Below are 25,154 nucleotides of genomic sequence, written 5' to 3'. Positions count from 1 at the left end.
GATGGAACTTCGGCTGCTCGTCACCTTCGAGAAGGTCGCGACCGTGCTCAGCTTCACGCAGGCCGCCGCCGAGCTGAAGTACGCCCAGTCAAGCGTCACCAGCCAGATCCGCGCCCTTGAGTCCTCGCTCGGCACGGAGCTCTTCGACCGGCTCGGCAGCCGTATCCGCCTGACCGAGGCGGGGATGCGGCTGCTCCCCTACGCCCGGCAGATCATCGAGCTGACGGACGAGGCGCGGGCCGCGGTCGTCGGCGCAGAGGAGCCGACCGGGGCGATCGCCGTCGGCACGATGGAGTCGCTGACCTCCTACCGCCTGCCCCCGCTGCTCGAACTCTTCCACCACCGCTACCCGAAGGTGCAGCTCTCCCTGCGGCCCACCCTGGGCGACGAGACGCGCCAGGCGCTGCGGCAGGGGACGTACGACGTCGGGTTCCTGATGGAGCGGGAGACCGAGCACGCGGGCCTGGAGACCGAGGTCCTGGCCGAGGAGCCGCTGGTCCTGGTCTGCGCGCCGTCGCACGCGCTGGCCCGGCACGGGTCGGGTCCGCTGGCCACGGGTGATCTGGCGGCGGTCCAGCTGGTCGGCACGGAGCCGGGCTGCCCCTACCGGGATCTGTTCGAGGACGCGCTGCGGGAGCGGAACGGGGCGCCGCCGCCCTTCATGGAGTTCGGCACCATCGAGGCCACCAAGCGGGGTGTCGCCGGTGGCCTCGGGGTGGCGCTGCTTCCGCGGATGGCGGTGCGGGATGAGCTGGCTTCGGGGGTGCTCGTCGCGCTTCCGTGGGAGCCGCCGTTCGTGCTGCACACGCAGCTGGCGTGGCGGTCGGGGAAGCGGCTCGCCGCGCATGTGCGGCTCTTCATCGACCAGTCGGTACGGCTGGTGCGGGAGCAGGCAGCGGAGTCCGCGAACTGACCACCGTCATCGGCGACTTGGCCCGGTTGACCTTCAGGCTCGCGAGGACGATCAGCGGTACGCCGAGTGCCTGGACGAGGCCGATGTGGTGCCCGTAGACGGCCCAGTCGGCGACCATCGCGACCGCCGGATAGGTGAAGGCCAGTACGGCGATCTTGGCGGTGGGCAGCTTGGCGTACGCCGCGTACATCAGGACGTACATCAGTCCGGTGTGGATGACGCCGAGCCCCACGAGCCAGCCCCATCCGGCGCCCGTGCCGCTCATCGCGCCGAAGTTCGCGAAGGGCAGCAACAGCGGGATGCCGACGAGGACTTGGATGAGGGCGATGAGGTGGGGCCGTACGCCGGTGATGCGCTTGGTGACGAGGGTGGAGAGGCCGTAGAGCAGCGCGGCAAGGAGCGCGAAGCCGATGCCGGTGAGCGAGCCGAGGTCACCGGGGCGCACCCCGGAGACGAGTACGAGACCGCCGAACGCGGTGGCCAGCCACATCAGTTGCTGCCTGGTCAGCCGTTCACGGAAGATGACCGCGCTGAGCAGCACGAGCAGGAACGGCTGCGTGTGGTAGACGACGGTGGCGAGCGAGATCGAGGTGGCTTCGTACGCCTTGAAGAGGAACACCCAGTTGAAGACGATGAACGCCCCGCCGAGCGCGGCGAGTCCGAGCTTCCTGGGGGTGATGCCGTGGTCGCGGAAGTAGCCGCGGGCGAAGGCGTAGGCGCCGAGGGCGAGGGCGCCGAAGAGCACGCGGAAGAAGACGACGTTGAAGGCCGACGCACCGGATTCGACGACGAAGATCCCGAGGGTGCCGGAGAGCGCCATCGCCGCGGTGAGCTGGGCCGTGCCCTTGTTCTGTGCGGTCCTGGTCATGGAGGTCGTTGAGGTCATGCCCTGAAGCTACGAGCGGGCGTATGTGCTGGTCCACGGGCCAGTGGGGCGTCCTGCCGATGGGGGTATCGGCGGGGACGATGGCACCGGACAAGGCCTCCGACGAAAGGTGCGCACATGGATCAGGCACAGGCACGCGCGTGGCTCGCGACCGCTGTCGAGGAGGCCCGGCGGGGGCTCGCGGAGGGCGGCATCCCGATCGGCGCGGCGCTCTACGGCTCGGACGGGGTCATCCTCGGGCGGGGGCACAACCGCCGCGTCCAGGACGGCGATCCGTCGCTGCACGCGGAGACGTCGGCGTTCCGGGACGCGGGACGGCAGCGCACGTACCGCGGGACGACGATGGTCACGACGCTCTCGCCCTGCTGGTACTGCAGCGGCCTTGTGCGGCAGTTCGGGATCTCGCGGGTGGTCGTGGGCGAGGCGGAGACGTTCCACGGCGGGCACGACTGGCTGGCGGAGCACGGCGTGGAGATCGTGGTCCTCGACGATCCGCAGTGCACGGCGATGATGAAGGACTTCATCGCGGCACGGCCGGAGCTGTGGCACGAGGACATCGGCGTCGACGCGGGCTGATCCGAGGTCAGCGCAGGACCAGCGCGAGAAGGCCGGGAAAGCGCGCCTCGAACTCCTCCCGGCGGAGCCGGTTGACCCGCCGCGGCCCCTCGTCGCGCTGCTCGACGATTCCCGCTCCCCGCAGCACCCCGAAGTGGTGGCTCAGCGCGGCCTTGCCGACGGGTACGTCGAAGCTGCCGCAGCTGCGCGTCCAGTCGGGGGAGGTCGCCAACTCCCGGACCAGTTCGAGGCGTACGGGGTCGGCGAGGGCGGTGAACGCGGCAAGGACGGGCACCTCGTCCGGATGGACGTGCACCGGCGCCGCGCGGTGGTGTGTGTTGGCCACGACCGGACCCCTTTTCCCCTCGACCCCTTGCCGAGTGTTCGATGAAAACCATACACTCCTGACTGTTCGCTTCCCGTTGAACACTCGTAGACCGACCACTCGAAGGGCCACAGCCATGCCGACCATGCGCGCGATCCAGTTCCAGGAGTACGGCGGCCCCGAGGTCCTGAAGGCGGTGGACACGAGCGTGCCGGAGCCGGGCCCCGGCCAGATCACCGTCGACGTCGCGTACACCGGCGTGAACTTCGCCGACCTGAAGGCCCGCGCCGAGGGCTACCGCGTGCCCTCACTCCCCTACGTGCCCGGTCTCGAAGTCTCCGGACGGGTCCGGGAGGTCGGCGCGGGCGTCGAGGGGTTCGCGGTCGGCCAGGAGGTCGTCGCGCTCACCGAGGGCGGCGCGTACGCGGAGGTCGCACTCGCCGAAGCGGCGACGGTGTTCGCCCTGCCGGACGGCGTGGACCTGCGTACGGCGGCCACCCTGCCCACGGTCCTGCCCACCGCCCACGCCCTGCTGCACGAGGTGGGCAGGCTGCGCGCGGGCGAGAGCGTCCTCGTGCAGGGCGCGGCGGGCGGAATCGGCACGGTGGTGGGCCAGTTGGCGAAGGCGGCGGGCGCGGGCGCGGTGTACGGCGTCGTGTCGGGCGAGGCGAAGGCGAAGTACGCCCTGGAGCACGGTTACGACGAGGTGTTCGTCGGGGACGGCTTCGCCGCCGAGGTCCGCGCCGCCACCGGTGGCCGAGGGGTCGACCTCGCCCTCGACCCGGTCGGCGGCGACACCCTGCGCGCCGGTCTCGCGGCGCTCGCGGTCTTCGGGCGGCTCGTCTCGTTCGGCAACGCGAGTTCGGCGGAGCCGTGGCAGGTGGGCCAGCCCGAGCTGTACGGCGCGGCCGTCGGCGTATCCGGCTTCTCGATCCTCTCCCTCGCCAGGACGGCGCCGGACGCCTTGCGCGAGGTCGCCGCGCGGGCCTTCGCGAAGGTGGCCGACGGCACGGTGACGCTGCCGGTGACGGCGGAGTTCCCGCTGGCGGAAGCCTCCGAGGCGCACCGCCTGATGGGCGCGCGCACGAGCACGGGGAAGCTGCTCCTGAAGGTCTGAGCAGCCTCTCGGGGTCACGGCTTCCGATACGTCACGGCTTCCGGTACGCCTCGCGCAGCTCCCGCCAGGGCTCGAGACTCCACGTCGACCAGTCCTTCGGGCGCCCGTCGAGCGCGTCCACGAGGAACTGGAAGTGGTTGTGCCAGCCGGCGAGGCAGTCCAGCCGGAGCTCGTCGTCGCCGTCGAACTCATTGGTGAAGCGCAGGGTCGTACCGGCCCCGCCCTCGGCCGCCTCCAGGTGGAAACGGCACCGTCCATGCAGGTCGATCGTGTACTCAGCGACCCGCTCGGGGTCCCACGCGGTGATGTGCCCGGAGTGGGTGGCCGACTCGCCCCCGTTCAGCCAGCGCAGCACAACCGCACCGCCGAGCCGCGGCTCGAACACGTCGGCCGCGGCCAGCCACCCCGGAAGACCCTCCGGGGTGGCCACCGCGGCCCAGACCTTTTCCACAGGGTGGGGAAGGTGGAGCTCGTAGTGGAGGTGCTGCGTGGAGCCGTCCGTCCGGCTCGCGCCGTGCCCGATCGTCGCGGTCATGGCACAAGCCTCGCCCGGTACGTCCGGTTCCGCACTCCCGGTGACTGACGGCGGTTCAGACCCCGGCGTACGAGTGCTTGCCCGTGACGAAGATGTTGACGCCGTAGTAGTTGAACAGCCAGCAGCCGAAGGCGATCAGCGCCAGGTAGGCGGCCTTGCGGCCCTTCCAGCCTGCCGTCGCGCGGGCGTGCAGGTAGCAGGCGTAGGCGACCCAGGTGATGAAGGACCAGACCTCCTTGGGGTCCCAGCCCCAGTAGCGGCCCCACGCGTCGCCCGCCCAGATCGCGCCCGCGATGATCGTGAACGTCCACAGCGGGAAGACGGCGGCGTTCACGCGGTACGAGAACTTGTCGAGGGTGGCCGCCGCCGGGAGGCGCTCCATGACGGAGGTCGCGAAGCGGCCGGGCTTTCCGCCCTCGGCCAGCTTGCTCTCGTAGGAGTCGCGGAAGAGGTACAGGATCGTCGCGACGGCGCCCACGTAGAAGACGGCACCGCAGAAGATCGCGGTGGAGACGTGGATCCACAGCCAGTACGAGTGCAGGGCGGGGACCAGCTGGTCGCTGGCGGTGTACAGGACCGTGACGGCGAGACCGAGGTCGAGGAGGACCGTGGTGATCAGCGGGAGGCCGAGCCAGCCGACGTTCTTCTTCAGCAGCAGGAGTACGAGGTACACACCCACGGCCATGGTGGAGAAGGTGATGTTGAACTCGTACATGTTGCCCCACGGCGCCCGCTGCACCGACAGCGCGCGGGTGAGCACGCCACCGAACTCCACGAGGAAGCCGAGCACGGTGAGGGACACGGCGATACGGCCGTAGAGGTCGCCCTGTTCGTCGCCGCCGGACGCACCGGGACCGTCCGGCACGTCACGGGTGCCGGTGACGGAGCGGGTGACGACCTTGGGCGTGGCCTTCGGCCGGTCGAGGACCGCGGTACCGCCCGTGGCCTTGACGGTCACGGCGGGAGCCTTGGCGGTGGCCTGGGTCCCGGCGGTCAGCGCGGCGGCCGTGCGGCCGACCTTGCTGCGGCTGCCGAAGATCCACTCTGCCATGTGCGCGAAGAAGGCAAGGAGGTAGACGGCCATCGCGGAGTAGATGAGCACATTGCTGATGTGCGCGAGGTTCTCGTTCGGTTCGGCGGCGGCGAGGGTGGTGGCGAGATTCACTTCTCAGCCCCTTCGGCAGGAACAACTTGGGGGGTGGAGTCGCCATGCTCGGCATCAGCATGATCGGCATGGTCTGGATCGGGCGCGCTCGGCGCCTTCTCGTGGAGATGTGCGGCGAGGTCGCCCAGCTCTTCGGGCAGCTTCGCGGACTCGCTGCGGCCGAGCCCGCCCATCTCGACGACGGTGACGCCGTCGGCGCCCCGTACGGCACGCACCCACACGCGGCGGCGCTGGATGAACAGCGATCCGGCGAGGCCGACGATGGCGGAGATCGCGCCGACGAGCGCCCACATACTGCCGGGCTGCTGGGAGATCTGGAAGGTGGCCCAGCGCTTGATGTCCTTCTCGAAGGTGATCGAGCCGGCGCCGTTCGGCAGCTTCATCGTGTCGCCGGGCCGCATCCGCTGCTTGAGCAGATCGCCCTTGGAGTCCTTGAACTTGTCCATCTTGCTGGTGTCCAGCTGGTACACGTTCTGCGGCAGACCGGAGTCCACACCGAGGCTCCCGTGGTACGCGGACAGCGCGAGCACGGGGTAGTCCAGGGCCGGGAACTGGGAGAACATCTGGCCCTTGCCCGCGCCCGCGAACGTCGGCACGAAGAAGGCGTTGAAGCCCAGCTGGTCCTTCTTGCCGTTCTTGTCGCGGTAGCCGTCGAGGACCTTGATGGCACCGGTGGCCGTGCCGTTGGAGTCGATCGGCAGCAGCGGCACGGACGCCGTGTAGACGACCTTGCCCTTGCCGTCGCGGACGGTGACGGTCGGGGCGTACCCGTGGCCGATGAGGTAGACCTTCGAGCCGTCGACCTCCAGCGGCTTGTTGACCTCGATCGCCTGCTTCTTCTCCTTGCCGTCCGCGCCCTCGCTGTAGGTGACGTTGGCGCGGTAGGTGCGGGCCGTGCCCTTTTCGGGGCCCTTCCGCTCGAACGACGAGTCGAAGCTGTCCAGCCTGAAGCTGAAGGGCGCAAGTTCCTCGGTGTCGAAGAGGCTGCCGGACTTGAAGTTGTCGTACTGGGTGAGGGTGTTGGAGAACCCGTCGCCCTGTACGACGAGCTTGCCGCCCTCGGACTTGAACAGGGCACCGACGGCGAAGGCCACCAGGAGCACGATCAGCGAGATGTGGAAGAAGAGGTTGCCCGCCTCGCGCAGATAGCCCTTCTCCGCGGCGACGGACGCCCCCGCGCTGCCCTGGCGGCTCGTGAGGTCCGCGCGGAAGCGGCGCCCCTTGAGCAGGCTGAGCGCTGCCTCGTGCACCTGCTCGGGCTCGGCGTCGGTGCGCCAGGTGGTGTACGCGGGCAGCCGGTCGAGGCGTTTGGGGGCGCCCGGCGGCCGGCCGCGCAGCTGGCCGACGAACTGCCAGGTGCGGGGCACGATGCAGCCGATGAGGGAGACGAAGAGCAGGATGTAGATCGCGGAGAACCACACCGAGCTGTAGACGTGGAAGAGCCCGAGGTTGTCATAGAGCGGCGCGAGAGTGGTGTGCGCCTTCTTGAAGTCCGCGACCTTCAGCTCGTCGATGCTGGTCTGCGGGATCAGCGAGCCCGGGATCGCACCGAGGGAGAGCAGGAGCAGCAGGAGCAGCGCGACCCGCATCGAGGTCAGCTGCCGCCACATCCACCGGACCCAGCCGGTGGCCTCGCGGCCGGCCCAGACGAGCCATCCGGTGACGCCGGGGGCGCGCTTGCCGCCGAAGGAGCCGGGCATCGCCCGGTCGATCGGGGCGGTGGAGAGCTGGGAGCCCGCGGCACCCAGATCGCTCTGTTCTTCAGGGGCTTCGGTCTTGCTCATGGTTCAGATCCCCACCGTGTAGCCATTTGACCAGACCTGCATCTGCTGCACGATGCTGTCCCACACTCCGGTGACGAGGAGCAGTCCGGTCGCGATCATCATGATGCCGCCGACGCGCATCACCCAGACGTAGTGCTTCTTCACCCAGCTGAACGCGCCGAGCGCCTTGCGGAAGGCGATGGCCGCGAGGATGAACGGGACGCCGAGCCCCAGGCAGTACGCGACGCTCAGTATGGCCCCGCGGCCGGCGCTCGCCTGGTCGAGGGCCAGGGTGTTGACGGACGTCAGCGTCGGCCCGACGCAGGGCGCCCACCCGACGGCGAACAGCGCGCCGAGTACCGGCGCGCCCGCGAGGCCGGCGGCGGGCTTCTTGTGGAAGCGGAACTCGCGCTGCGAGAGCCAGGGCATGAGCCCCATGAAGAAGACGCCGAGGACGATCATCACGGCGCCGAGCACCTTGGTGATGACGTCCTGGTAGTCCTGGAGGTTCTGGCCCGCGTAGCCGAAGAGCGCCCCGGTGGAGACGAAGACGGCGGTGAATCCGAGCACGAAGAGCCCGGCCCCGGCCGCCATCCGGCCCCGCTTGGCCTCGGCCAGATCGGTGCCGCCGACGCCGGTGACGTACGACAGATAGCCCGGCACGAGCGGCAGCACGCACGGGGAGAAGAAGGAGACGAGACCGCCGAGCACGGCGACGGGCAGTGCGAGGAGGAGCGCGCCGTTCATGACCGTCTGGTTCGGTTCGCCGACGGCGGCGAGAGTGGACATCACGAGGAGATCACTTCTCCGCGATCAGCGGGTCGATCATCTTGCGCAGCTTCTTCTCGTTGAGCGGCTGCTGCGAGCGCGCCGCGATCTTCCCGTCCCGGTCGATGACGATCGTGGAGGGGATGTAGTTCGGGTTCAGCGTGCCCTTGGGGAAGCGCAGCATGAGCTTGCCCATCGGGTCGTGCAGGCTCGGGTAGGGGACCTTGTAGTCCTTCTCGAAGGCGAGCGCCGGGCCCTTGTCGTTGTCGCGGGTGTTGATCCCGACGAACTGGACGCCCTTGCCCTCGGTGTCGCCTGCGACCTTCACGAAGTTCGGGGCCTCGGCCCGGCAGGGCGGGCACCAGGAGCCCCAGACGTTGAGGACGACGACCTTGCCCTTGTAGTCGTCGAGGCTCAGCTTCTTGCCTTCGAGGGTCTCGCCCTCGATGTCGGGCCCGTCCTTGCGGTCGCCCTTGCCGACGGTGGAGATCCCGTCGGAGCCGGTGACGAAGTTGGTGTTCCCCGACCCGCCCGACGTGCCCCCTGAGCTGCACGCCGACAGGGTCAGCGCGGCGACCGCGGCCCCAGCGCCCAGTAGGACGGCGCGGCTGCGACTACGGCTGCGGTTCGTGCTGTGGGGGGCGCGGCAGGCGGCACTCATGTGAAAAGTTTCGCATGTCTGTTTCGGGGATCTTCCGCACCCCCCGCGGTAGCGGAAAGTCCCATTTCAGACGGCCTTCCCCAGTCCCTTCCAGCCACCCGCGGGCGCCTGCCCGACATCGAGGCCCTGCAGCTCGGCAAGGACCTTCGGATCCTGCACGTCGAGCCAGTCGACGAACTGCCTGAAGGAGACGAGACGCACGTCCTTCTTCCCCGCGATGTGCTTCAGGGCGGCCTCGACGGCGTCCATGTAGATGCCGCCGTTCCACTCCTCGAAGTGGTTGCCGATGAAGAAGGGCGCGCGGTTGGACTCATGGGCCCGCTTGAATCCGGCTATGTACGACTCGGTGGCCTGCTTGCGCCAGCCCGGGTAGTTGGCCGGCGGGGCCTTCGTGGAGTTCTGCGACTGGTTGGCGAGGATGTTGTAGTCCATCGAAAGGACCTCGAAGGAGTGCCCCGGGAACGGCATGGCCTGCAGCGGCAGATCCCAGACGCCCATCTTCTTCTGCGGCCAGCGCTGACGGCCGCCGGGCGACGAGGCGTCGTAACGCCAGCCGAGTTTCTTCGCCGTCGGCAGCAGATTGTCCTGACCGAGAAGGCAGGGAGTGCGCCCGCCGACGAGTTCCTTGTCGTAGTCGAAGGGCAGCGAAGGCAGCTCGGTCCAGCCCGTGTTCGTACGCCATTCCTTGACGAAGGACATGGCCTGGTCGATCTCGCTCTGCCATTGCGCGGGCGTCCAGTTGGCGACCGTGCCGCTGCCCGCGCAGAAGTGCCCGTTGAAGTGCGTGCCGATCTCGTGGCCTTCGAGCCAGGCCTGACGGACGTACTTCAGGGTCTCCTTGATGTGGCCGTCGGTGAGATAACCGATGTCGGAGGCGCCGACCGCGTTGTTCGGCGGCCGGTAGAGCCGCTTCTTCGACTCGGGAAGCAGATAAAGCCCCGAGAGGAAGAACGTCATCCGCGCGTCATGTTCCTCGGCCAGCTTCAGAAAGCGGGGGAAGAGACCGTTGCCGACCTCGCCCGCGCCGTCCCAGGAGAAGACCACGAACTGCGGGGGCGTCTCGCCCGGCTCCAGCGGGACGGGCTTGGGGAGCTGATTCGGCTGCTTCCCCGTATACGCCGTCGAACCGTCACCGATCGGCTTCGCCGGGTGCTTGTCGCCACCCCGGCCGTCCTTGCCCTTCTCCGCGGAACCGGCCGAATGACTGCCGGAGCCCGTGCCGCAGCCGGCGAGTCCCATGGCGGCCGCTGTCCCGACTCCGAGGCCGAGCATTCCCCTGCGACTGATGTCGCGCATTCCATCCCCATTCGTCGCGCCCTGCGGCCCTGCTTGCGTCCATGCACGATGGACGCCCCGTTAGAGGGCGCGACGAAGAAGCGGGTTCCGGCAACAAGCACATATTTAGCGCCTTTTGCCGAGAACGGACATACAGTCGCCAGTCAATTACGCGACGTCAATTGCCGGGCGACGAATCGGGGCGGAGGGTTATGCGGCATTCACCGAGGGCTATGCGGCTTCACCGAGCTATGCGCCGAACGCCTTGCTCTTCCCCTTCACGGGCTTGGCGCCCGCCAGAAGATGCGCGGGCACGAGATCCCGGGCGGGCTCGCTGTACCCCACCGACACGATCTTGTCGCCGCGGTACGTGAACGACGTAAGGGAGGCGAGCGTGCACTGCCGCTTGCGCGGGTCGTGCCACAGGCGCCGCTTCTCCACGAAGCTCCGCAGGATCCAGATCGGCAACTGATGGCTGACGCACACCGCTTCATGGCCGCGGGCCGCGTCCCGTGCCGTGTCCAGGGCGCCCATCATCCGCACGACCTGCTCGACGTACGGCTCGCCCCAGGACGGCTTGAAGGGGTTGACCAGGTGCTTCCAGTTCTCCGGGTTCTTCAGCGCGCCGTCGCCGACGCCGAAGGTCTTGCCCTCGAAGACGTTGCCCGCCTCGATGAGCCGCCCGTCCGTCGCCAGATCCAGGCCGTGCGCCTTGGCGATCGGCGTCGCCGTCTCCTGCGCGCGGTCCAGCGGCGAGGCCACGACATGCGTGACGTCACGCGGGGCGAGATGCTCGGCGACCCGGTCGGCCATCTGCCGCCCCAGCTCGGAGAGGTGGTAGTCCGGAAGACGCCCGTAAAGGATCCCGTCCGGGTTCTCCACCTCCCCGTGGCGCATCACATGGACGACGGTGAGCTCGTTGCCCGCGCTCATGCGGTGGCCTCCGTGGTGGATTCAGTGGCTTCGGCGGCGGCGCGCGCCGCCGACGGCAGGGCCGCGGCGATCCGCTCGACGGCCCGCTCGTCATGGGCGGTGGAAACGAACCAGGACTCGAAGGCCGACGGCGGCAGATACACGCCCTGCGACAGCATCGAGTGGAAGAAGGCGGTGAAGCGGAAGGACTCCTGGGTCTTCGCGTCCTCGTAGCTCCGCACCTCGCGGTCGGTGAAGAAGACGGAGAACATGTTCGACGCGTTCTGCAGCCGGTGGGCGACGCCCTCCTTGGAGAGCGCCTCGGTGACAAGTCCGCGCAGCTGCTCGGAGACGGCGTCGACCTTGTCGTACGCCGCGTCGTCCAGGAGACGCAGCTGCGCCAGGCCCGCGGCCGTCGCGACCGGGTTACCCGACAGGGTGCCCGCCTGGTAGACGGGACCGACCGGGGCGAGGTGCGCCATGACATCGGCGCGGCCACCGAAAGCGGCGGCCGGGAAGCCGCCGCCCATGACCTTGCCGAAGGTCATCAGATCGGGACGCACGCCGTCGACGCCGAACCAGCCCGCCTTCGACGTACGGAAGCCGGTCATCACCTCGTCCGAGATGTACAGCGCGCCGTTCTCCCGGCACAGGTCCGCGAGCCCCTGGTTGAAGCCCTCACCCGGCGGCACGACGCCCATGTTGCCCGGCGAGGCCTCGGTGATGACGCAGGCGATCTCACCGGCGTTCGCGGCGAACGCGGCGCGCACCGCGTCCAGGTCGTTGTACGGGACGACGATGGTGTCGCCGGCCTGGGCGCCGGTGACGCCCGGGGTGTCCGGAAGCCCGAAGGTGGCGAGACCGGAGCCGGCGGCGGCGAGCAGCGCGTCCACGTGGCCGTGGTAACACCCGGCGAACTTGATGATCTTGGCGCGGCCGGTGAACCCGCGCGCGAGGCGGATCGCGGACATCGTCGCCTCGGTGCCGCTGGAGACGAGCCGCACCTGCTCGACGGGCTCGATACGGGCGACGATCTCCTCGGCGAGCGCGACCTCGCCCTCGCCCGGCGTGCCGAAGGAGGTGCCGCGGGCGACGGCCTCCTGGACGGCGGCGATCACATCGGGGTGGGAGTGGCCGAGGATCATCGGCCCCCACGAGCAGACGAGGTCGACATACTCACGGCCGTCGGCGTCCGTCAGGTACGGACCGGTACCGGACACCATGAAACGGGGCGTACCACCCACAGCGCGGAAAGCGCGCACGGGAGAGTTCACACCGCCGGGCGTCACGGCCGCCGCACGGTCGAAGAGAGTCTGCGAAACTGGGGCGCTATACGGGAAGCTCACATGAACCATGGTGTCAGAGGGTTCGGACATCCTGCGGACAGGTGTTTCACTCCACGTTTTAGCCGGTGACCGTGGGGGAGGTCACTGACACGATGATCGGGTTGCGCGGCGGGGGCCGCGAGGCCTAGAAAAGCAGGGGCGGGCGCCCTGGAAAAGCAGTCGGGTGGAGATATGCATCGCGGTGGCGGACTGGGCGAGGGGACCGACGGCCTGGGTCCGCGGCGTGCCCGGCGGATCGGAAAGCACCGGCGCGAGGCGGAAGCGGCCGAGGCGGAGGCCGCAGCACGGGGCGAGACCGAGCAGGACCGGGCGGGAACCAGGAGTGGCCGGGTGGGCGGGGTGACCTACAAGTACTTCGGAGCCCCGGACGGCGCGACCGCCGCCCGTGTGCCCATCTCGATGCGCCCCGAGGAGCTCGGCGGTGACGAGCTCGGCATGGGCGGCATGTTCACGAAGATCAAGCCGGAGACGGTGGCCGCGATGGTCCTGACCGGCATCGAGGGCATACCCCTGTCCAAGGTGCCCCCGCTCGAACTGGTCGTCCTGCACCCTGACTACGCCGTGGTGAAGCTCCCCATGACGGTCGTCGACCCGCTGCGCGGCGTCGGCGAGGAGTCGGTGGGCGCGGCGGCGTTCATCTGGTCCACGGTCCCCGACAGGGGCGGCCCGCGCGACGCGTTCAACGTCTACCAACTCCTGCACGAATGGCAGGACTTCAGCCACCGGCTGCATGACGCGGGGCATCAGGCCTACTGCTTGGTGTGGCCCTGAGCCCCGCGCCTGCCCTCGTATGAGTGCTTACTCCGGCCGCAGCGCCGCGAGTTGCCGCTCGAAGGGGATCAACTCGTCCTCCTCGACCGACGCGGGCCGCATGATTCCGGCCAATTCGGCCGCGGCCCTGTCGATGCGCTCGTCAAGCCCGTCCGCGCCCCAGTCCTCAGACGCCGCGTACACGCCTGTCGGCACGACCAGCGCCCGCAGATACGCGAACAGCGGTCGCATCGCGTGCTCCAGGACCAGCGAATGCCTGGGGGTGCCGCCGGTCGCCGCGATCAGGACCGGCGTACCGGCGATCGCGTCCTTGTCCAGGACGGTCAGCACGTCGAAGAACGACTTGAACAGGCCGCTGTAGGAGGCGGAGAAGACCGGCGTGACGGCGATCAGGCCGTCAGCGCCCTTCACCGCTTCGGCCGCCGCGCTCAGCTTCGGTCCGGGAAAGCCCGTGACGTAGTTGTGCGCGATCTCCACGGCCAGGTCGCGGAGTTCGACGACCTGGATCTCCACCTCGGCGTGGCGGCCGGTGGCCGCGGCGAGGCGGTCGGCGAGGAGGCGGGTGGAGGAGGGGACGCTGAGCCCCGCGGAGACGACGACGAGCTTCAGGCTCTTCATGCGGCGGTCTCCTCGCTCTGAGTGGCCGCCACGCGGGCGGCGTGTGTCGGGGCGTCCGGGACGTTCGCCGGGCGGTTCTTGGCGAACTCCTCGCGCAGGACCGGTACGACTTCCGCGCCGAGGATGTCGAGCTGCTCTAGGACGGTCTTGAGGGGCAGACCTGCGTGGTCCATCAGGAACAGCTGGCGCTGGTAGTCACCGACGCTGTCGCGGAAGGACAGCGTCCGCTCGATCACCTGCTGCGGGGAGCCGACGGTCAGCGGCGTCTGGGAGGTGAAGTCTTCGAGCGAGGGCCCGTGTCCGTATACGGGCGCGTTGTCGAAGTACGGCCGGAACTCCCGTACGGCGTCCTGGGAGTTCTTCCGCATGAACACCTGCCCGCCGAGGCCGACGATCGCCTGCTCCTCGGTGCCGTGCCCGTAGTGCGCGTACCGGCGGCGGTAGAGATCGACCATCTTCTTGGTGTGTTCCTGCGGCCAGAAGATGTTGTTGTGGAAGAAGCCGTCTCCGTAGTACGCGGCCTGCTCGGCGATCTCCGGGGAGCGGATGGAGCCGTGCCAGACGAAGGGCGCGACGCCGTCCAGCGGGCGGGGCGTGGACGTGAACGACTGGAGCGGCGTACGGAACTTGCCCTCCCAGGTCACCACATCCTCGCGCCACAGGCGGTGCAGGAGCGCGTAGTTCTCGACGGCGAGGTTGATGCCCTCGCGGATGTCCTTGCCGAACCACGGGTAGACCGGGCCGGTGTTGCCGCGCCCCATCATCACGTCGGCCCGGCCGCCGGCCAGGTGCTGGAGCATCGCGAAGTCCTCGGCGATCTTCACCGGGTCGTTCGTGGTGATGAGGGTGGTGGAGGTGGAGAGGATCAGGTTCTCGGTGCGGGCGGCGATGTAGCCGAGCATCGTGGTGGGCGAGGAGGGCACGAACGGCGGGTTGTGGTGCTCACCGGTCGCGAAGACGTCGAGCCCGACCTCCTCGGCCTTGAGCGCGATGGCGACCATGGCCTTGATGCGCTCGTGCTCGGTGGGGGTGCGGCCCGTGGTCGGGTCCGGCGTCACGTCGCCGACGCTGAAGATCCCGAACTGCATGCCGGATCCGGACTGCATGGCTGACATGGCTTGACTCACTCTCCGCAGGTTGTTGATGCTTCAACTATACCTACGGAACGGGGGTGGGGCTTGGGGTATTCCCCCCTTCCCCCTTCCCCTCCCCCTCCGGTCAGTCCTTGGCGATCGCCCGGTGGTCAGCCCTTGGCGCTCCAGCGGGGGTCGCGTCCCGTCTCGGCGAGGAGCCGCTCCAGCTCGGTGGCGTCATCGGGGGCCGCGATGGGCTCCCCGAAGACGCCCATCTTCCGGGCCGTCGGCGCGAGACCCGCCACCGCTTCCCGCAGCGTGGCGATGACGTCGCCGCTCTCCGGGGCGGGCTCGTACTCCTGGCCGGTGGCGCGGGCCAGGTCCCAGGCGTGGACCGTCAGGTCGAGCAGCGCCATGCAGCCGACGGTCCGCGCGGGCATGTCCATCGCACCCGTGGTCCCCTCGTCGGCACCGGGAGCGGACCAGGCGGCGACCAGCTTCCCGGCTTCGTCGGCGAAACGGTCACGCCACGGCGGGCCCTCGGCCCCGGCCCCGGTCCCGGTCACGAAATCGGGGCTCTCACTGAAGTCGGAGTTCTGCTTGGCGGCCAGCGCCTGGAACTGGACGACGACCTGAATGAGGTGGTTGACCAGGGCCTTTACGTCGTAGTCGGCACAGGGCGTGGGATCGGCGAGGCGATCTTCGGGGATGGCGCGGACGACGGGGACGGCCTGGCCCGCGGCCACCCTCAGGAGATCACCGATGGTGTGCTCAGTCATGCCATGACGGTAGGCCGGGGGGTGCCGCGGCGGCTTGAAGAAACGCGACACTGGTGACGGCCTCCGGCGGTGCCCCCCCTCCGGTGACGCCCCCCTGGTGACGGCTCCCGGCATACGATCGAGCCATGGCTGCCGAAGCCTCCGCCCCCCGGAGCGACACACGGGGCATCGTCGATGCCGCCGGTCTCTTCGCCCGCGTGAACTTCCGCCGCCTCGCACCGGGCGCGGCGGTACTGCGCCCCTACGTGGAGCAGTACTGGCTGATCGACTGGGACCTCTCCGAGCCGTACGCCTCCCACATCGTCCCGCACCCCTCCGTGAACGTCGTTTTCCAGGCGCTCCCCGGACAGGAGCCCTTCGCCGAGGTGGCGGGCATCGGGCTCGGCCTCTTCACGCAGAAGCTGGAGGGCCGGGGCCGGGTGTGCGGGGTGAAGTTCCGGCCCGGCGGTTTCCGCCCGTTCGCCCCCTCGGAGCCGGTGTCCACCTGGACGGGCCGGCGGCTTCTCCCCCTGGATGAGGTGTTCGCCGAGGTCCCGGGCGGTGCGCTGGAGGCGGTCCTGTCCCCCGACGAGGAGCACGCGCGCGTGGCGGCGCTTGACGCCTTCCTGCTGGGCATCGGCCCCGCCCCGGACCCACAGGCCGACCTCGCGACAGCCCTCGCCGAACGCATCCGCACCGACCGCACGATCCGCCGGGTCGGCGCGTTCGCCCAGGCGGAAGGCGTCTCGGTGCGGGCGCTGCAGCGGCTGTTCGCGGCGTACATCGGGGTCGGCCCGAAGTGGATGATCCTTCGCTACCGGATCCATGAGGCGCTGGAGCGGGCCGAGGCGGACACGGCCGTCGACTGGGCGGAGTTGGCCTTTTCGCTGGGTTACGCCGACCAGGCGCACCTGGTCAGGGACTTCACGGCCACGGTGGGAGTACCGCCGACGGCTTACGCCCCACCCTCACGGTGAGCAGCCCCTGCCGCTTCCCACCTTTACGCGGGGCGGTGGGTTCCTTATTAGGCGCCGCTTCGCGGCGGAGTTTTCCCGCCCACCCACCCGATTACCCCGGGGCAATCGGGTGGGTGGGCGGGAGACACCCGCCGCGAAGCGGCGGCCCAGTCCGCGGCACGCGAAGAGCAACGACGCCGAAAGTACCCGGCAGGCCCACGGCCTGACCCCGCACACGAAGAGCGACAGCACCGAAGTCACACGGCGGGCCCACGGCCTGACCCCGCACGGGAAGAGCAACGGCACCGAAGTCACCCGGCGGGCCCACGGCCTGTACCGCCCCCGCCAATCGCCTTGACAGGCCACGCCCCTTGCCGGACATTTATCTGCGTGACGCAGCTTCTGCATAGCGCCGCACATTCCACCAGTGCCTCACCGCGCCTGCGTACCCCCGTACCCGCGCACCCCCTCCCCCTCGCCCCAGACGAAGGACCCCCATGCCAACCGACGCCACCACGTCCCCCGAAGCAACCACCACCGCACCCCCACCAGGCCCCTACCCCGACCCCGCCCCCGGCCTCCCCCTGACCCCCCGAAAACGCTGGGCCATCCTCGCGGTGATCATCGCCGCCGACGTGCTCGACCTCGTGGACGCCACCGTCACCAACATCGCCGCCCCCACCATCGCCAAGGACCTCGGCGGCGGTCCGAGCCTCATCCAGTGGCTCGGCGCCTCCTACGCGCTCGCCCTCGGCGTACTCCTCGTCCTCGGCGGACGCCTGGGCGACAAGTACGGCAGGCGGCGGCTCTTCCTGCTCGGTCTCGGCGGCTTCACGCTCGCCTCCGTCGCCTGCGGTCTCGCCTTCAGCCCCGAGTCGATCACCGTCGCCCGCCTCGCGCAGGGAGCCTTCGGCGCACTCGTCATCCCGCAGGGCTTCGGCATCCTCGGCGCGGCCTGGCCCCGCGAGGAGATCGGCAAGGCGTTCAGCCTCTTCGCCCCCGCCATGGGTCTCTCCGCCGTCGGCGGCCCCATCCTCGCCGGGTTCCTGATCGACGCGGACATCGCCGGCCTCGGCTGGCGGCCCATGTTCCTGATCAACCTCGTCCTGGGCGGCGCCGCCCTCCTCGCGGCCGTCCGCCTCGTGCCCAAGGACCCCGGTGACCGCGCCATCTCGATCGACGGCGCCGGCTCCGCCCTCCTCGGCGCCACCATGCTCGGCCTGCTCTCCGGCCTGATCGAGGGCTCCGCGAACGGCTGGACCCCCGCCCCCATCCTGCTGATCACCGCGGGCCTTGCCGCCTTCGCCCTCTTCTGCCGCCGTCAGCGCACCGCGCAAAACCCGCTGATCCAGCCCTCGCTGCTGCGCAACCGCGGCTTCACCTCGGGGCTGATCCTCTGCGTCGCCTTCTCCGCCGCCGTATCCGGCCTGCTCTACGTCATCTCGCTCTACCTCCAGGAAGGCCTAGGCCGCTCACCCTCCAGCACCGCGCTCGCCCTCATCCCGCTCTCCGCGGGCATCGTCATCGCGTCCATCGCCTGCCACGGCCTCATCGGGAAACTCGGCCGAAGGCTCGTCCTGGCCGGCCTCCTGATCATGCTGACCGGCACCGGATACCTGCTCACCCTCGTCGCGAACTCCCCCACACACCCCGCCAGTTGGGCCCTCCTGCCCCCGATGCTCATCATCGGCCTGGGCATGGGCACCTGCTTCGGCACCGTCTACGACATCACCATCGGCGACATCGCACCCGAGGAGGCGGGCAGCGCGAGCGGCTCGCTCAGCGCGGTGCAGCAGCTCGCCAACGCGATCGGCGCGGCCACCGTCGTCACCGTCTTCTTCAAGACCGCCGACGGCGGCCCGGCCCACGCCATGACCGTCACCCTCACCGTCGTCGCGAGCGTCACCCTGCTCTGCTGCGGCCTCGTACGACTCCTCCCGCGCAAGGCGCAGGAGGAGCAGCACCACTGAGCCTCCAAGCCGCCAAGCCGCTATGCCTCGCCCAACTCCCCGCCCCGCAACCGCGCCACCTGCGCCGCACTGAGCTCCACGGTGCGGCGCATATGGCCGATCAGCAGGGCCAGTTCATCGTCGTCGTACCCCTCGAAGAGCGCGAACCAGCTGCCCCCGAGCTTGTCCCACATCCGTCCGAACTCCGCCACCTTCTCCGGCACCGTCGACACGAGAACCCGCCGCCGGTCGGCGGCATCCCGCTCCCGTACGACATAGCCCGCCTTCTCAAGACGGTCCACGAGCCGCGTCGCCGAGCCGGTCGTGAGGCCGGTCAGCTCGGCGATGTGGCCCGTGGTGACGGGCTTGTCCTCCAGGCTGAGCAGGTTCACGCACTGGAGATCGGTGGGGTGCAGGTTCAGGTGGTCGGCGACGGCCTGATTGAAGAGGGCGTACGAGGCCATATAGCGCCGCGACTCGACGGACAGCTCATCGAGCAGGTTTCCGCGCCGCGCCGCGGCGCCGTTCGTCTCGTCGGCCACGACGGACCACCTTCCTCCAGGACCCATGAGCAGATATCTGCGTCAGACAGAAAGCGTACGACGCAGAGACCTGGCACCGTGTCACGATTCCCCCATGCTCGTCGTCGCCCGATCCGCAGCCCTCTTCGCCCTCGCCGCCCTCTTCGAGATCGGCGGCGCCTGGCTGGTCTGGCAAGGAGTACGCGAGCACAAAGGGTGGGCCTGGATCGGCGCGGGCGTGATCGCCCTCGGGATCTACGGCTTCGTCGCCACGCTCCAGCCCGACGCCGAGTTCGGCCGCATCCTCGCCGCGTACGGCGGTGTCTTCGTCGCGGGATCCATCGCCTGGGGCATGGTCGCCGACGGCTACCGGCCCGACCGCTGGGACGTGACCGGGGCGCTGATCTGCCTCGCCGGCATGGCGGTGATCATGTACGCCCCACGAGGCCGCTGAGGCCGCTGAGGCCGATCAGGCTTCGACGGCCCCCGCCTATCCTTGTCGGCGAAGGCCGGAGCAGGACAGACAGGCCAGGCCACGAACACACGTACGCACAAGGAGCAGCCATGACCGCCGCCGCGAACGCCGCCGCGAACGCCGCGCCCGCCGCCACCCGCATCGCGATCGTCACCGGCGCGAGCAGCGGTATCGGCGCCGCCACCGCACGGCAGCTCGCGGCCGCCGGCTACCGCGTCGTCCTCACCGCCCGCCGCAAGGACCGCATCGAGGAGCTGGCCGCGGAGATCACGGCCGCGGGCCACGACGCGATGGCGTACACGCTCGACATCACCGACCGCACGGCCGTGGACGAGTTCGCCGGCGCCTTCCGCAAGGTCGCGGTCCTGGTCAACAACGCGGGCGGCGCACTCGGCGCCGACACCATCGCCACCGGAGACCCCGCGGACTGGCGCCAGATGTACGAGACGAACGTCATCGGCACCCTGAACGTCACCCAGGCCCTGCTCCCCGCGCTCACCGAGAGCGGCGACGGCACGATCGTGGTCCTCTCCTCCACGGCCGGCCACAGCACGTACGAGGGAGGCGGCGGCTACGTCGCCGCCAAGCACGCCGAACACGTCCTCGCCGAAACCCTCCGCCTGGAGATCGTCGGCACCCCGGTCCGCGTCATCGAGGTCGCCCCCGGCATGGTCAAGACGGAGGAGTTCGCGACGACCCGCTTCGGCGGCGACACGGAGAAGGCCGCGAAGGTCTACGCGGGCGTGGCCGCCCCCCTCACGGCGGACGACGTGGCGGACACGATCACCTGGGCGGTGACCCGCCCGCCCCACGTCAACATCGACCTCCTGGTGGTCCGCCCCCGAGCCCAGGCCTCCAACACGAAGGTCCACAGGGAACTGTGATGCCGGAGTCGGAAAAGTCCCGCCGCCGGCCGCGAACCACGGCCCGGCGTCGGGACTTTTCCGCAACTCAGCCCTTCACGAACCCTCAGCCCTTCACGCAGACAACCTGCTTCAGCTTCGCCACGACCTCCACGAGGTCACGCTGATGCTCCATCACCTGCTCGATCGGCTTGTACGCGCCCGGGATCTCGTCCACGACACCCGAGTCCTTACGGCACTCGACGCCCCGCGTCTGCTCCTCCAGGTCCTGCGTGGAGAAGCGCTTCTTCGCCGCGTTCCGGCTCATCCTCCGGCCGGCGCCGTGCGAGGCCGAGTTGAAGGACGCCGCGTTGCCGAGGCCCTTCACGATGTACGAGCCCGTGCCCATCGAACCCGGGATGATCCCGTAGTCGCCCGAGCCCGCACGGATCGCGCCCTTGCGGGTGACGAGCAGGTCCATGCCGTCGTACCGCTCCTCCGCCACGTAGTTGTGGTGGGCGCTGATCTCCTGCTCGAACGTCGGCTTCGCCTTCTTGAACTCCTTGCGGACGACGTCCTTCAGGAGACCCATCATGATCGAGCGGTTGTACTTCGCGTACTCCTGCGCCCAGTAGAGGTCGTTCCGGTACGCCGCCATCTGCGGGGTGTCCGAGACGAAGACCGCCAGGTCACGGTCGACGAGTCCCTGGTTGTGCGGGAGCTTCTGCGCGACGCCGATGTGGTGGTCGGCCAGTTCCTTGCCGATGTTCCGGGATCCGGAGTGCAGCATGAGCCACACCGAACCGTCAGAATCAGTACAGACTTCGACAAAGTGGTTTCCGGATCCGAGCGTTCCCATCTGCTTTGTGGCCCGCTCCTGACGGAATTTGACCGCATCAGCGATCCCGTCGAAGCGTCCCCAGAAATCAGCCCACCCCGCAGTCCCGAACCCATGCAGCCGCCCCGGATCCACCGGATCGTCATGCATCCCCCGCCCCACCGGAATGGCAGCCTCGATCTTCGACCGCAGCCGCGACAGATCCCCCGGCAGGTCATTCGCCGTCAGCGAGGTCTTGACGGCCGACATACCGCAGCCGATGTCGACGCCCACCGCCGCAGGGCATACCGCCCCCTGCATCGCGATCACCGAGCCGACCGTCGCGCCCTTGCCGTAGTGGACGTCCGGCATGACGGCGAGGCCCTTGATCCAGGGCAGCGTCGCGACGTTCTGGAGCTGCTGGAGTGCGACATCCTCGACCGACGCCGGGTCCGTCCACATCCGGATCTGCACTTTCGCGCCCGGTACCTCTACATACGACATAACGTCCTCAATCCCCCGTAGTTGAACAGATGCCCGCAGATATCGACAGATGATTACAGGCATCCCTCACGCATCGAAACGCAAATATCGGCGCCAAGGTCAACGAAAGGGATGACGGACCGGCGTCCATGGCATTGCGTGCGATACACATTGTGTCCACCGGTCGCCCGCCAGCGGCAACCGATTATCCCGGCGAGAAGGAGCCCACACGGTGCAGCGGAAGGCCTACGTACCGGGCATCGCAGCCCTCCTCGCGGCGTTGCTCGCCGGCTGCACGGGCGGGGGTGCTCTCGGCGGTGAGGCCGACGACTCGAAGCCCGGCGACACCGGCAGCTCGACCTCGGCGCCCGAGCCCGGCAAGTACCGCACGCTCCCCGAGGCCTGCGGCCAGGTCGACCGCGGCACGCTCGACTCGATGCTGCCCGGCATCGAGGAGATGACGGACGAGGAGCAGCAGGAGAAGGCGTACGAGGGTGCGCCCACCGTCACGTACGACACGGACCGGCATGTGGGCTGCCGCTGGAAGGTGGAGTCCTCGGACGCCACCCACCATCTGCTCGTCGACTTCGAGCGCGTCGTCTCGTACGACAACTCCGTCAGCGACGACACCCGCGCCACCGAGGTCTACTCGTCGAAGGTGCAGAAGGCCGACCTGCCCGAGCCCTCCGGGAGCACGTCCGCCCCGGAGGAGGCAGAGCCGTCCGATGATGCCGGGTCCGCGTCATCGGACGGTCCCGGCGGCGGAAGCGGCAAGGGCGACGACAAGGGTGATGACACGGGTGACGGAAAGGGCAAGGGCAAGGGCAAGGGCGACGACAGCGGCGCCTCCGGTGATCCCGAGAGCACCGTCACGCCCCTCGGCCTCGAACCCCGCGTCCTCGACGACCTGGGCGACGAGGCCTTCCTCGACGACGCTCTCACCACGTCCGCGTCCGCGACCCGGCACCGCACGGTGACTGTGGTGTTCCGCACGTCGAACGTCATCGTGACCATCGAGTACGACGAGCAGCCGGGGCGCCGCACCGATGTCCCCGACAGCAAGGAAATGCAGGACAAGGCGCAGGAACTGGCCGGAACGCTGGCCGACAAGTTCTCCGAATAGGGGCGGTCCGGACGGGCACCGGGCTCCGTGGAAGCGGAGTCGCCCGCGTCGGGTACGGCGTACCGTGGCCCATCGAACCGACGACAGCCGACAGCCGACTGCCGAAGACAGCCGTCTTGAGTGACTTGAGTGAAGGAACCATGCACCGACCAGCACAGCGACTCACCCGCATACTCACCTGCGCAGCCGCCGTACCGGTGATCCTCATTGCCTCCGGCTGCTCCTCCGGCTCGGACTCGGGCTCGGACGGGGCCAAGAAGGACGCGGGCGCGAAGACCTCCGCCTCGGCCTCGGGCAAGGACAAGTCCGCGAGCGTGGAGAAGGCGGCGTTCAGCAAGCTGCCCGAGCCCTGCGAGGTCCTGTCGAAGAAGACCCTTGCCGACCTCGTCCCGAAGGCGAAGGACAAGTCGGGCAAGGCGGGCACGTCCGATGACACGTCGGCGCGCGGCACCTGCTCCTGGGACAGCCTCGACAACAACGGCGTCGACGGCTCGCAGTTCCGCTGGCTCCGCGTCTCGCTGATGCGCTTCGACTCGGACGCGTCGCTCGGCAGCGGCGCCAAGCGCGCCCAGGACAACTTCGCGAAGCAGGTCGCGGACGCGCAGGCGACGGAGGGCGCGAAGAGCGTCAAGACGGAGCCGGTGCCGGGGATGGGCGACCAGACGACGGTCGTGCACTACGACCTGAAGAAGGACAAGGAAAACTTCAAGCAGCAGACGGTCGTGACGCGCGTGGAGAACGCGGTCGTCACGATCGACTACAACGGCGCGGGCCTGGCGGGCGACAAGGCTCCGAGCTCGAAGGACCTGTCCAAGGCCGCCGAGAAGGCGGCGAAGGAGGCCGCGGGCAAGGTCGTCGCGGCGAACAAGTCGGGCGGCGGGTTCGGCGGCGTGGACGACGGGGCGGGCGGCGACTCGAAGAAGTCCGCAAGCCCCAAGGACAGCTCCAAGGACAGCCCCAAGTCCAGCTCCAAGAGCGGCTCCAAGTCCAGCTCCAAGCCCAAGAGCTGACGCCTGGCCCGTAGTGGCGCGCAGTAACTCGCGGCGCGGTAACGGCAGTTGAAGAGCCCGGCCCCCGGTGGGCCGGGCTCCTGCCGTACCGGCACACCGTCTTCCGCATGCGTGTGCCAGGCTGTCGCTCGCAACAAACCGAACAGGGAGGGGTTCGCGGGTGGCCGCGATGCAGCTGACACGCACGCACCGAATACTCATCGGCGTGGTCGTCGCCGGTGCGGTCGTCATCGCCGGCATCGGTTTCGCGGGGTCGTACGCGGCCGTACGCGAACTCGCCGAGAAGAAGGGCTTCGGCAGCTTCTCGGCGGTCTTCCCGATCGGCATCGACGCGGGCATCTGCGTCCTGCTGGCGCTCGACCTCCTGCTGACCTGGATCCGTATCCCCTTCCCGCTGCTTCGCCAGACGGCGTGGCTCCTGACGGCGGCGACGATCGCCTTCAACGGCGCCGCGGCCTGGCCCGACCCGCTGGGCGTGGGCATGCACGCCGTCATCCCGGTCCTGTTCGTGGTCGCCGTCGAGGCGGCGCGGCACGCGGTGGGCCGGATCGCGGACATCACGGCCGACAAGCACATGGAAGGCGTACGCCTCACCCGCTGGCTCCTCTCCCCCGTGCCCACCTTCAAGCTGTGGCGCCGGATGAAACTGTGGGAGCTGCGCTCCTACGAGCAGGTCATCAAGCTGGAGCAGGACCGCCTGATCTACCAGGCCCGCCTCCAGGCCCGCTTCGGCCGCTCCTGGCGCCGCAAGGCCCCCGTGGAGTCCCTGATGCCGCTGCGCCTCGCGCGCTTCGGTGTCCCCCTCGCGGAGACCGGCCCCGCGGGCCTCGCGGCGGCGGGCATCGAGCCCGCGCTGCTGCCGCCGGCCCCGGAGGAGCCGCGGCGCCCCGAGCTGATCAAGCCGCCGGTGGCGGTGGCGGTGCCCGAGCCTCAGCCGCAGCCGGAGCCTGAGCCTGAGCAGCAGCCTCAGCCGGAGCCCGAGGGCGCGCATGTGAGCCCGTGGTTCGCCGCTCAGCAGCCTTCGTACGTTCCTGAAGAGCCGCACGACCAGTGGTACGCGGACCAGCAGGCGTACGCGGAGCAGCAGGCCTACGTCGAGCAGCAGGAGTACCTGGAGCAGCAGCAGGCGTACTTCGACGAGCAGGGCAACGCCGCGGCTGCCCCCGAGCCCGGGTTCCCGGTCCCCGCGGGCCCCGGCCGCACCCGCCCGCTCGGCGGTCAGCATCTGATTCCGGGCCCGCGCGAGGAGCAGGCTCCCGAGTACGAGGCGCACGAGGAGGCGGCGGAGGCGCTGCCGGATCCGTCCGGTCTGCCGGACGACGTCTCGCGCGACGACGCGTACTTCGCGGCGTTCCGGAAGTACGTGAGCGAGCTCGGGGACTACCCCAACGCCCGGCAGTTCGGCCTGTACCTGATGGACCTGTACGGCGTCACGGGCCAGGCGGGCGGCCCTCCGGCGGAGAGCACGCTGCGCCCCTACCTGCGTGACTTCCGGGGCCGCTACCAGGAGGACCTGGACTCGGAGTACAGCGCGTAA

The 25,154-nt window shown here is 69.5% G+C and carries 26 protein-coding genes; 11 read left to right on the top strand and 15 right to left on the bottom strand.

All coding sequences use genetic code 11. The annotated features are described in order from the left end of the window. Nucleotide 1: 1 nt before the first annotated feature. Entirely contained in the window at nt 2-913 is a 912-nt protein-coding gene (locus tag ACGFX9_RS18715; protein WP_393472693.1) for a LysR family transcriptional regulator, read from the top strand. Here the strand turns inward: ACGFX9_RS18715 and ACGFX9_RS18710 are convergent. Next, nucleotides 858-1,799 (bottom strand): DMT family transporter, encoded by a 942-nt coding sequence (locus tag ACGFX9_RS18710; RefSeq protein ID WP_393472690.1) that lies wholly within the window; start codon nt 1,797-1,799, stop codon nt 858-860. The two genes, ACGFX9_RS18715 and ACGFX9_RS18710, sit on opposite strands and share 56 nt — an antisense overlap. 117 nt (nt 1,800-1,916) lie before the next feature. On the opposite strand from ACGFX9_RS18710, the gene ACGFX9_RS18705 reads away from it, so the two are divergent. After that, nucleotides 1,917-2,375: a nucleoside deaminase gene (locus ACGFX9_RS18705; RefSeq protein WP_393472686.1), complete on the top strand. Its 459-nt coding sequence runs from the start codon at nt 1,917-1,919 to the stop codon at nt 2,373-2,375. A gap of 7 nt (nt 2,376-2,382) precedes the next feature. On the opposite strand, the gene ACGFX9_RS18700 is transcribed toward ACGFX9_RS18705, so the two are convergent. Then, nucleotides 2,383-2,700, bottom strand: coding sequence for an ArsR/SmtB family transcription factor (locus tag ACGFX9_RS18700; RefSeq protein WP_393472683.1), 318 nt, complete (start codon nt 2,698-2,700; stop codon nt 2,383-2,385). A 124-nt stretch (nt 2,701-2,824) separates the two neighbouring features. Here ACGFX9_RS18700 and ACGFX9_RS18695 point away from each other — a divergent pair, with 124 nt between their 5' ends. Continuing rightward, nucleotides 2,825-3,796, top strand: a complete 972-nt coding sequence (locus ACGFX9_RS18695) for a zinc-binding alcohol dehydrogenase family protein (protein WP_393473946.1) — start codon at nt 2,825-2,827, stop codon at nt 3,794-3,796. 31 nt (nt 3,797-3,827) lie between these two features. Here ACGFX9_RS18695 and ACGFX9_RS18690 read toward each other — a convergent pair whose 3' ends face one another. The 8 genes from ACGFX9_RS18690 to hemL all read right to left on the bottom strand — a co-directional run bounded on the left by ACGFX9_RS18690 (nt 3,828) and on the right by hemL (nt 12,230). Further along, nucleotides 3,828-4,331 carry an SRPBCC domain-containing protein gene (locus ACGFX9_RS18690; protein WP_393472680.1) on the bottom strand — a complete coding sequence of 168 codons (504 nt, stop codon included), beginning with the start codon at nt 4,329-4,331 and terminating at the stop codon, nt 3,828-3,830. Nucleotides 4,332-4,386: 55 nt separating this feature from the next. Next, nucleotides 4,387-5,496, bottom strand: a complete 1,110-nt coding sequence (ccsB, locus tag ACGFX9_RS18685; RefSeq protein WP_393472676.1) for a c-type cytochrome biogenesis protein CcsB — start codon at nt 5,494-5,496, stop codon at nt 4,387-4,389. After that, nucleotides 5,493-7,280: a cytochrome c biogenesis protein ResB gene (locus ACGFX9_RS18680; protein ID WP_393472673.1), complete on the bottom strand. Its 1,788-nt coding sequence runs from the start codon at nt 7,278-7,280 to the stop codon at nt 5,493-5,495. Before ACGFX9_RS18680 ends, ccsB begins: the two co-directional genes overlap by 4 nt. 3 nt (nt 7,281-7,283) lie before the next feature. Further along, on the bottom strand, nt 7,284-8,048 hold the full coding sequence (locus ACGFX9_RS18675; protein ID WP_393473943.1) for a cytochrome c biogenesis CcdA family protein: 765 nt from the start codon (nt 8,046-8,048) through the stop codon (nt 7,284-7,286). Between the two features lie 10 nt (nt 8,049-8,058). Further along, nucleotides 8,059-8,688 (bottom strand): TlpA family protein disulfide reductase, encoded by a 630-nt coding sequence (locus ACGFX9_RS18670; RefSeq protein WP_393472670.1) that lies wholly within the window; start codon nt 8,686-8,688, stop codon nt 8,059-8,061. 66 nt (nt 8,689-8,754) lie between these two features. After that, complete coding sequence (locus ACGFX9_RS18665; protein ID WP_393472667.1) at nt 8,755-9,984, bottom strand: hypothetical protein; 1,230 nt, start codon at nt 9,982-9,984, stop codon at nt 8,755-8,757. Between the two features lie 228 nt (nt 9,985-10,212). Beyond that, nucleotides 10,213-10,896 carry a histidine phosphatase family protein gene (locus ACGFX9_RS18660; protein ID WP_393472664.1) on the bottom strand — a complete coding sequence of 228 codons (684 nt, stop codon included), beginning with the start codon at nt 10,894-10,896 and terminating at the stop codon, nt 10,213-10,215. Next, nucleotides 10,893-12,230 carry a glutamate-1-semialdehyde 2,1-aminomutase gene (hemL, locus tag ACGFX9_RS18655; protein ID WP_393472661.1) on the bottom strand — a complete coding sequence of 446 codons (1,338 nt, stop codon included), beginning with the start codon at nt 12,228-12,230 and terminating at the stop codon, nt 10,893-10,895. Before hemL ends, ACGFX9_RS18660 begins: the two co-directional genes overlap by 4 nt. Before the next feature lie 162 nt (nt 12,231-12,392). Between hemL and ACGFX9_RS18650 the strand changes: the two genes are divergently transcribed. Continuing rightward, nucleotides 12,393-12,992, top strand: a complete 600-nt coding sequence (locus ACGFX9_RS18650) for a hypothetical protein (RefSeq protein ID WP_393472658.1) — start codon at nt 12,393-12,395, stop codon at nt 12,990-12,992. Nucleotides 12,993-13,019: 27 nt separating this feature from the next. Here ACGFX9_RS18650 and ACGFX9_RS18645 read toward each other — a convergent pair whose 3' ends face one another. From ACGFX9_RS18645 to ACGFX9_RS18635, 3 genes are all read right to left on the bottom strand, one after another. Further along, the gene (locus ACGFX9_RS18645) at nt 13,020-13,601 is read right to left on the bottom strand and encodes an FMN reductase (RefSeq protein ID WP_393473940.1); all 582 of its coding nucleotides are present in this window, start codon (nt 13,599-13,601) and stop codon (nt 13,020-13,022) included. Between the two features lie 5 nt (nt 13,602-13,606). Continuing rightward, on the bottom strand, nt 13,607-14,698 hold the full coding sequence (locus tag ACGFX9_RS18640; RefSeq protein WP_393473937.1) for an LLM class flavin-dependent oxidoreductase: 1,092 nt from the start codon (nt 14,696-14,698) through the stop codon (nt 13,607-13,609). A 155-nt stretch (nt 14,699-14,853) separates the two neighbouring features. After that, nucleotides 14,854-15,462 (bottom strand): TIGR03086 family metal-binding protein, encoded by a 609-nt coding sequence (locus ACGFX9_RS18635; protein ID WP_393472655.1) that lies wholly within the window; start codon nt 15,460-15,462, stop codon nt 14,854-14,856. 125 nt (nt 15,463-15,587) lie between these two features. Between ACGFX9_RS18635 and ACGFX9_RS18630 the strand changes: the two genes are divergently transcribed. Further along, a complete protein-coding gene (locus ACGFX9_RS18630; protein ID WP_393472653.1) occupies nt 15,588-16,418 on the top strand; it encodes a DUF6597 domain-containing transcriptional factor in 831 nt (276 codons plus the stop codon). Between the two features lie 476 nt (nt 16,419-16,894). Continuing rightward, nucleotides 16,895-18,367: an MFS transporter gene (locus tag ACGFX9_RS18625; protein ID WP_393472651.1), complete on the top strand. Its 1,473-nt coding sequence runs from the start codon at nt 16,895-16,897 to the stop codon at nt 18,365-18,367. 20 nt (nt 18,368-18,387) lie between these two features. On the opposite strand, the gene ACGFX9_RS18620 is transcribed toward ACGFX9_RS18625, so the two are convergent. Further along, complete coding sequence (locus ACGFX9_RS18620) at nt 18,388-18,810, bottom strand: MarR family winged helix-turn-helix transcriptional regulator (protein ID WP_393473934.1); 423 nt, start codon at nt 18,808-18,810, stop codon at nt 18,388-18,390. A gap of 172 nt (nt 18,811-18,982) precedes the next feature. Here ACGFX9_RS18620 and ACGFX9_RS18615 point away from each other — a divergent pair, with 172 nt between their 5' ends. Both ACGFX9_RS18615 and ACGFX9_RS18610 read left to right on the top strand, forming a co-directional pair. After that, nucleotides 18,983-19,321 carry a YnfA family protein gene (locus ACGFX9_RS18615; protein ID WP_393472649.1) on the top strand — a complete coding sequence of 113 codons (339 nt, stop codon included), beginning with the start codon at nt 18,983-18,985 and terminating at the stop codon, nt 19,319-19,321. Between the two features lie 110 nt (nt 19,322-19,431). After that, entirely contained in the window at nt 19,432-20,226 is a 795-nt protein-coding gene (locus tag ACGFX9_RS18610; protein ID WP_393472646.1) for an SDR family NAD(P)-dependent oxidoreductase, read from the top strand. An 85-nt stretch (nt 20,227-20,311) separates the two neighbouring features. Here ACGFX9_RS18610 and ACGFX9_RS18605 read toward each other — a convergent pair whose 3' ends face one another. Then, entirely contained in the window at nt 20,312-21,505 is a 1,194-nt protein-coding gene (locus ACGFX9_RS18605; protein ID WP_393472643.1) for an RtcB family protein, read from the bottom strand. 211 nt (nt 21,506-21,716) lie between these two features. Here ACGFX9_RS18605 and ACGFX9_RS18600 point away from each other — a divergent pair, with 211 nt between their 5' ends. The 3 genes from ACGFX9_RS18600 (at nt 21,717) to ACGFX9_RS18590 (ending at nt 25,154) form a co-directional block, all read left to right on the top strand. Next, nucleotides 21,717-22,607, top strand: coding sequence for a DUF3558 domain-containing protein (locus tag ACGFX9_RS18600; protein ID WP_393472640.1), 891 nt, complete (start codon nt 21,717-21,719; stop codon nt 22,605-22,607). Nucleotides 22,608-22,747: 140 nt separating this feature from the next. Continuing rightward, complete coding sequence (locus ACGFX9_RS18595) at nt 22,748-23,617, top strand: DUF3558 domain-containing protein (RefSeq protein ID WP_393472637.1); 870 nt, start codon at nt 22,748-22,750, stop codon at nt 23,615-23,617. A gap of 160 nt (nt 23,618-23,777) precedes the next feature. Further along, entirely contained in the window at nt 23,778-25,154 is a 1,377-nt protein-coding gene (locus ACGFX9_RS18590) for a DUF2637 domain-containing protein (protein WP_393472634.1), read from the top strand.

It is taken from the genome of Streptomyces sp. NPDC048436 (genome assembly GCF_043200355.1).
Classification (GTDB): Bacteria; Actinomycetota; Actinomycetes; order Streptomycetales; family Streptomycetaceae; genus Streptomyces.
This window is presented reverse-complemented; position numbering and strand designations above follow the sequence as displayed.

Excerpts from the sequence above, each read along its gene's own strand:
- ACGFX9_RS18715 (WP_393472693.1), top strand. The coding sequence starts at position 2 with ATGGAACTTCGGCTGCTCGTCACCTTCGAGAAGGTCGCGACCGTGCTC.
- ACGFX9_RS18710 (WP_393472690.1), bottom strand. The coding sequence starts at position 1,799 with ATGACCTCAACGACCTCCATGACCAGGACCGCACAGAACAAGGGCACG.
- ACGFX9_RS18705 (WP_393472686.1), top strand. The coding sequence starts at position 1,917 with ATGGATCAGGCACAGGCACGCGCGTGGCTCGCGACCGCTGTCGAGGAG.
- ACGFX9_RS18695 (WP_393473946.1), top strand. The coding sequence starts at position 2,825 with ATGCGCGCGATCCAGTTCCAGGAGTACGGCGGCCCCGAGGTCCTGAAG.
- ACGFX9_RS18690 (WP_393472680.1), bottom strand. The coding sequence starts at position 4,331 with ATGACCGCGACGATCGGGCACGGCGCGAGCCGGACGGACGGCTCCACG.
- ACGFX9_RS18680 (WP_393472673.1), bottom strand. The coding sequence starts at position 7,280 with ATGAGCAAGACCGAAGCCCCTGAAGAACAGAGCGATCTGGGTGCCGCG.
- ACGFX9_RS18675 (WP_393473943.1), bottom strand. The coding sequence starts at position 8,048 with ATGTCCACTCTCGCCGCCGTCGGCGAACCGAACCAGACGGTCATGAAC.
- ACGFX9_RS18670 (WP_393472670.1), bottom strand. The coding sequence starts at position 8,688 with ATGAGTGCCGCCTGCCGCGCCCCCCACAGCACGAACCGCAGCCGTAGT.
- ACGFX9_RS18665 (WP_393472667.1), bottom strand. The coding sequence starts at position 9,984 with ATGCGCGACATCAGTCGCAGGGGAATGCTCGGCCTCGGAGTCGGGACA.
- ACGFX9_RS18660 (WP_393472664.1), bottom strand. The coding sequence starts at position 10,896 with ATGAGCGCGGGCAACGAGCTCACCGTCGTCCATGTGATGCGCCACGGG.
- hemL (WP_393472661.1), bottom strand. The coding sequence starts at position 12,230 with ATGGTTCATGTGAGCTTCCCGTATAGCGCCCCAGTTTCGCAGACTCTC.
- ACGFX9_RS18650 (WP_393472658.1), top strand. The coding sequence starts at position 12,393 with ATGCATCGCGGTGGCGGACTGGGCGAGGGGACCGACGGCCTGGGTCCG.
- ACGFX9_RS18640 (WP_393473937.1), bottom strand. The coding sequence starts at position 14,698 with ATGCAGTTCGGGATCTTCAGCGTCGGCGACGTGACGCCGGACCCGACC.
- ACGFX9_RS18635 (WP_393472655.1), bottom strand. The coding sequence starts at position 15,462 with ATGACTGAGCACACCATCGGTGATCTCCTGAGGGTGGCCGCGGGCCAG.
- ACGFX9_RS18630 (WP_393472653.1), top strand. The coding sequence starts at position 15,588 with ATGGCTGCCGAAGCCTCCGCCCCCCGGAGCGACACACGGGGCATCGTC.
- ACGFX9_RS18625 (WP_393472651.1), top strand. The coding sequence starts at position 16,895 with ATGCCAACCGACGCCACCACGTCCCCCGAAGCAACCACCACCGCACCC.
- ACGFX9_RS18620 (WP_393473934.1), bottom strand. The coding sequence starts at position 18,810 with ATGGCCTCGTACGCCCTCTTCAATCAGGCCGTCGCCGACCACCTGAAC.
- ACGFX9_RS18615 (WP_393472649.1), top strand. The coding sequence starts at position 18,983 with ATGCTCGTCGTCGCCCGATCCGCAGCCCTCTTCGCCCTCGCCGCCCTC.
- ACGFX9_RS18610 (WP_393472646.1), top strand. The coding sequence starts at position 19,432 with ATGACCGCCGCCGCGAACGCCGCCGCGAACGCCGCGCCCGCCGCCACC.
- ACGFX9_RS18605 (WP_393472643.1), bottom strand. The coding sequence starts at position 21,505 with ATGTCGTATGTAGAGGTACCGGGCGCGAAAGTGCAGATCCGGATGTGG.
- ACGFX9_RS18595 (WP_393472637.1), top strand. The coding sequence starts at position 22,748 with ATGCACCGACCAGCACAGCGACTCACCCGCATACTCACCTGCGCAGCC.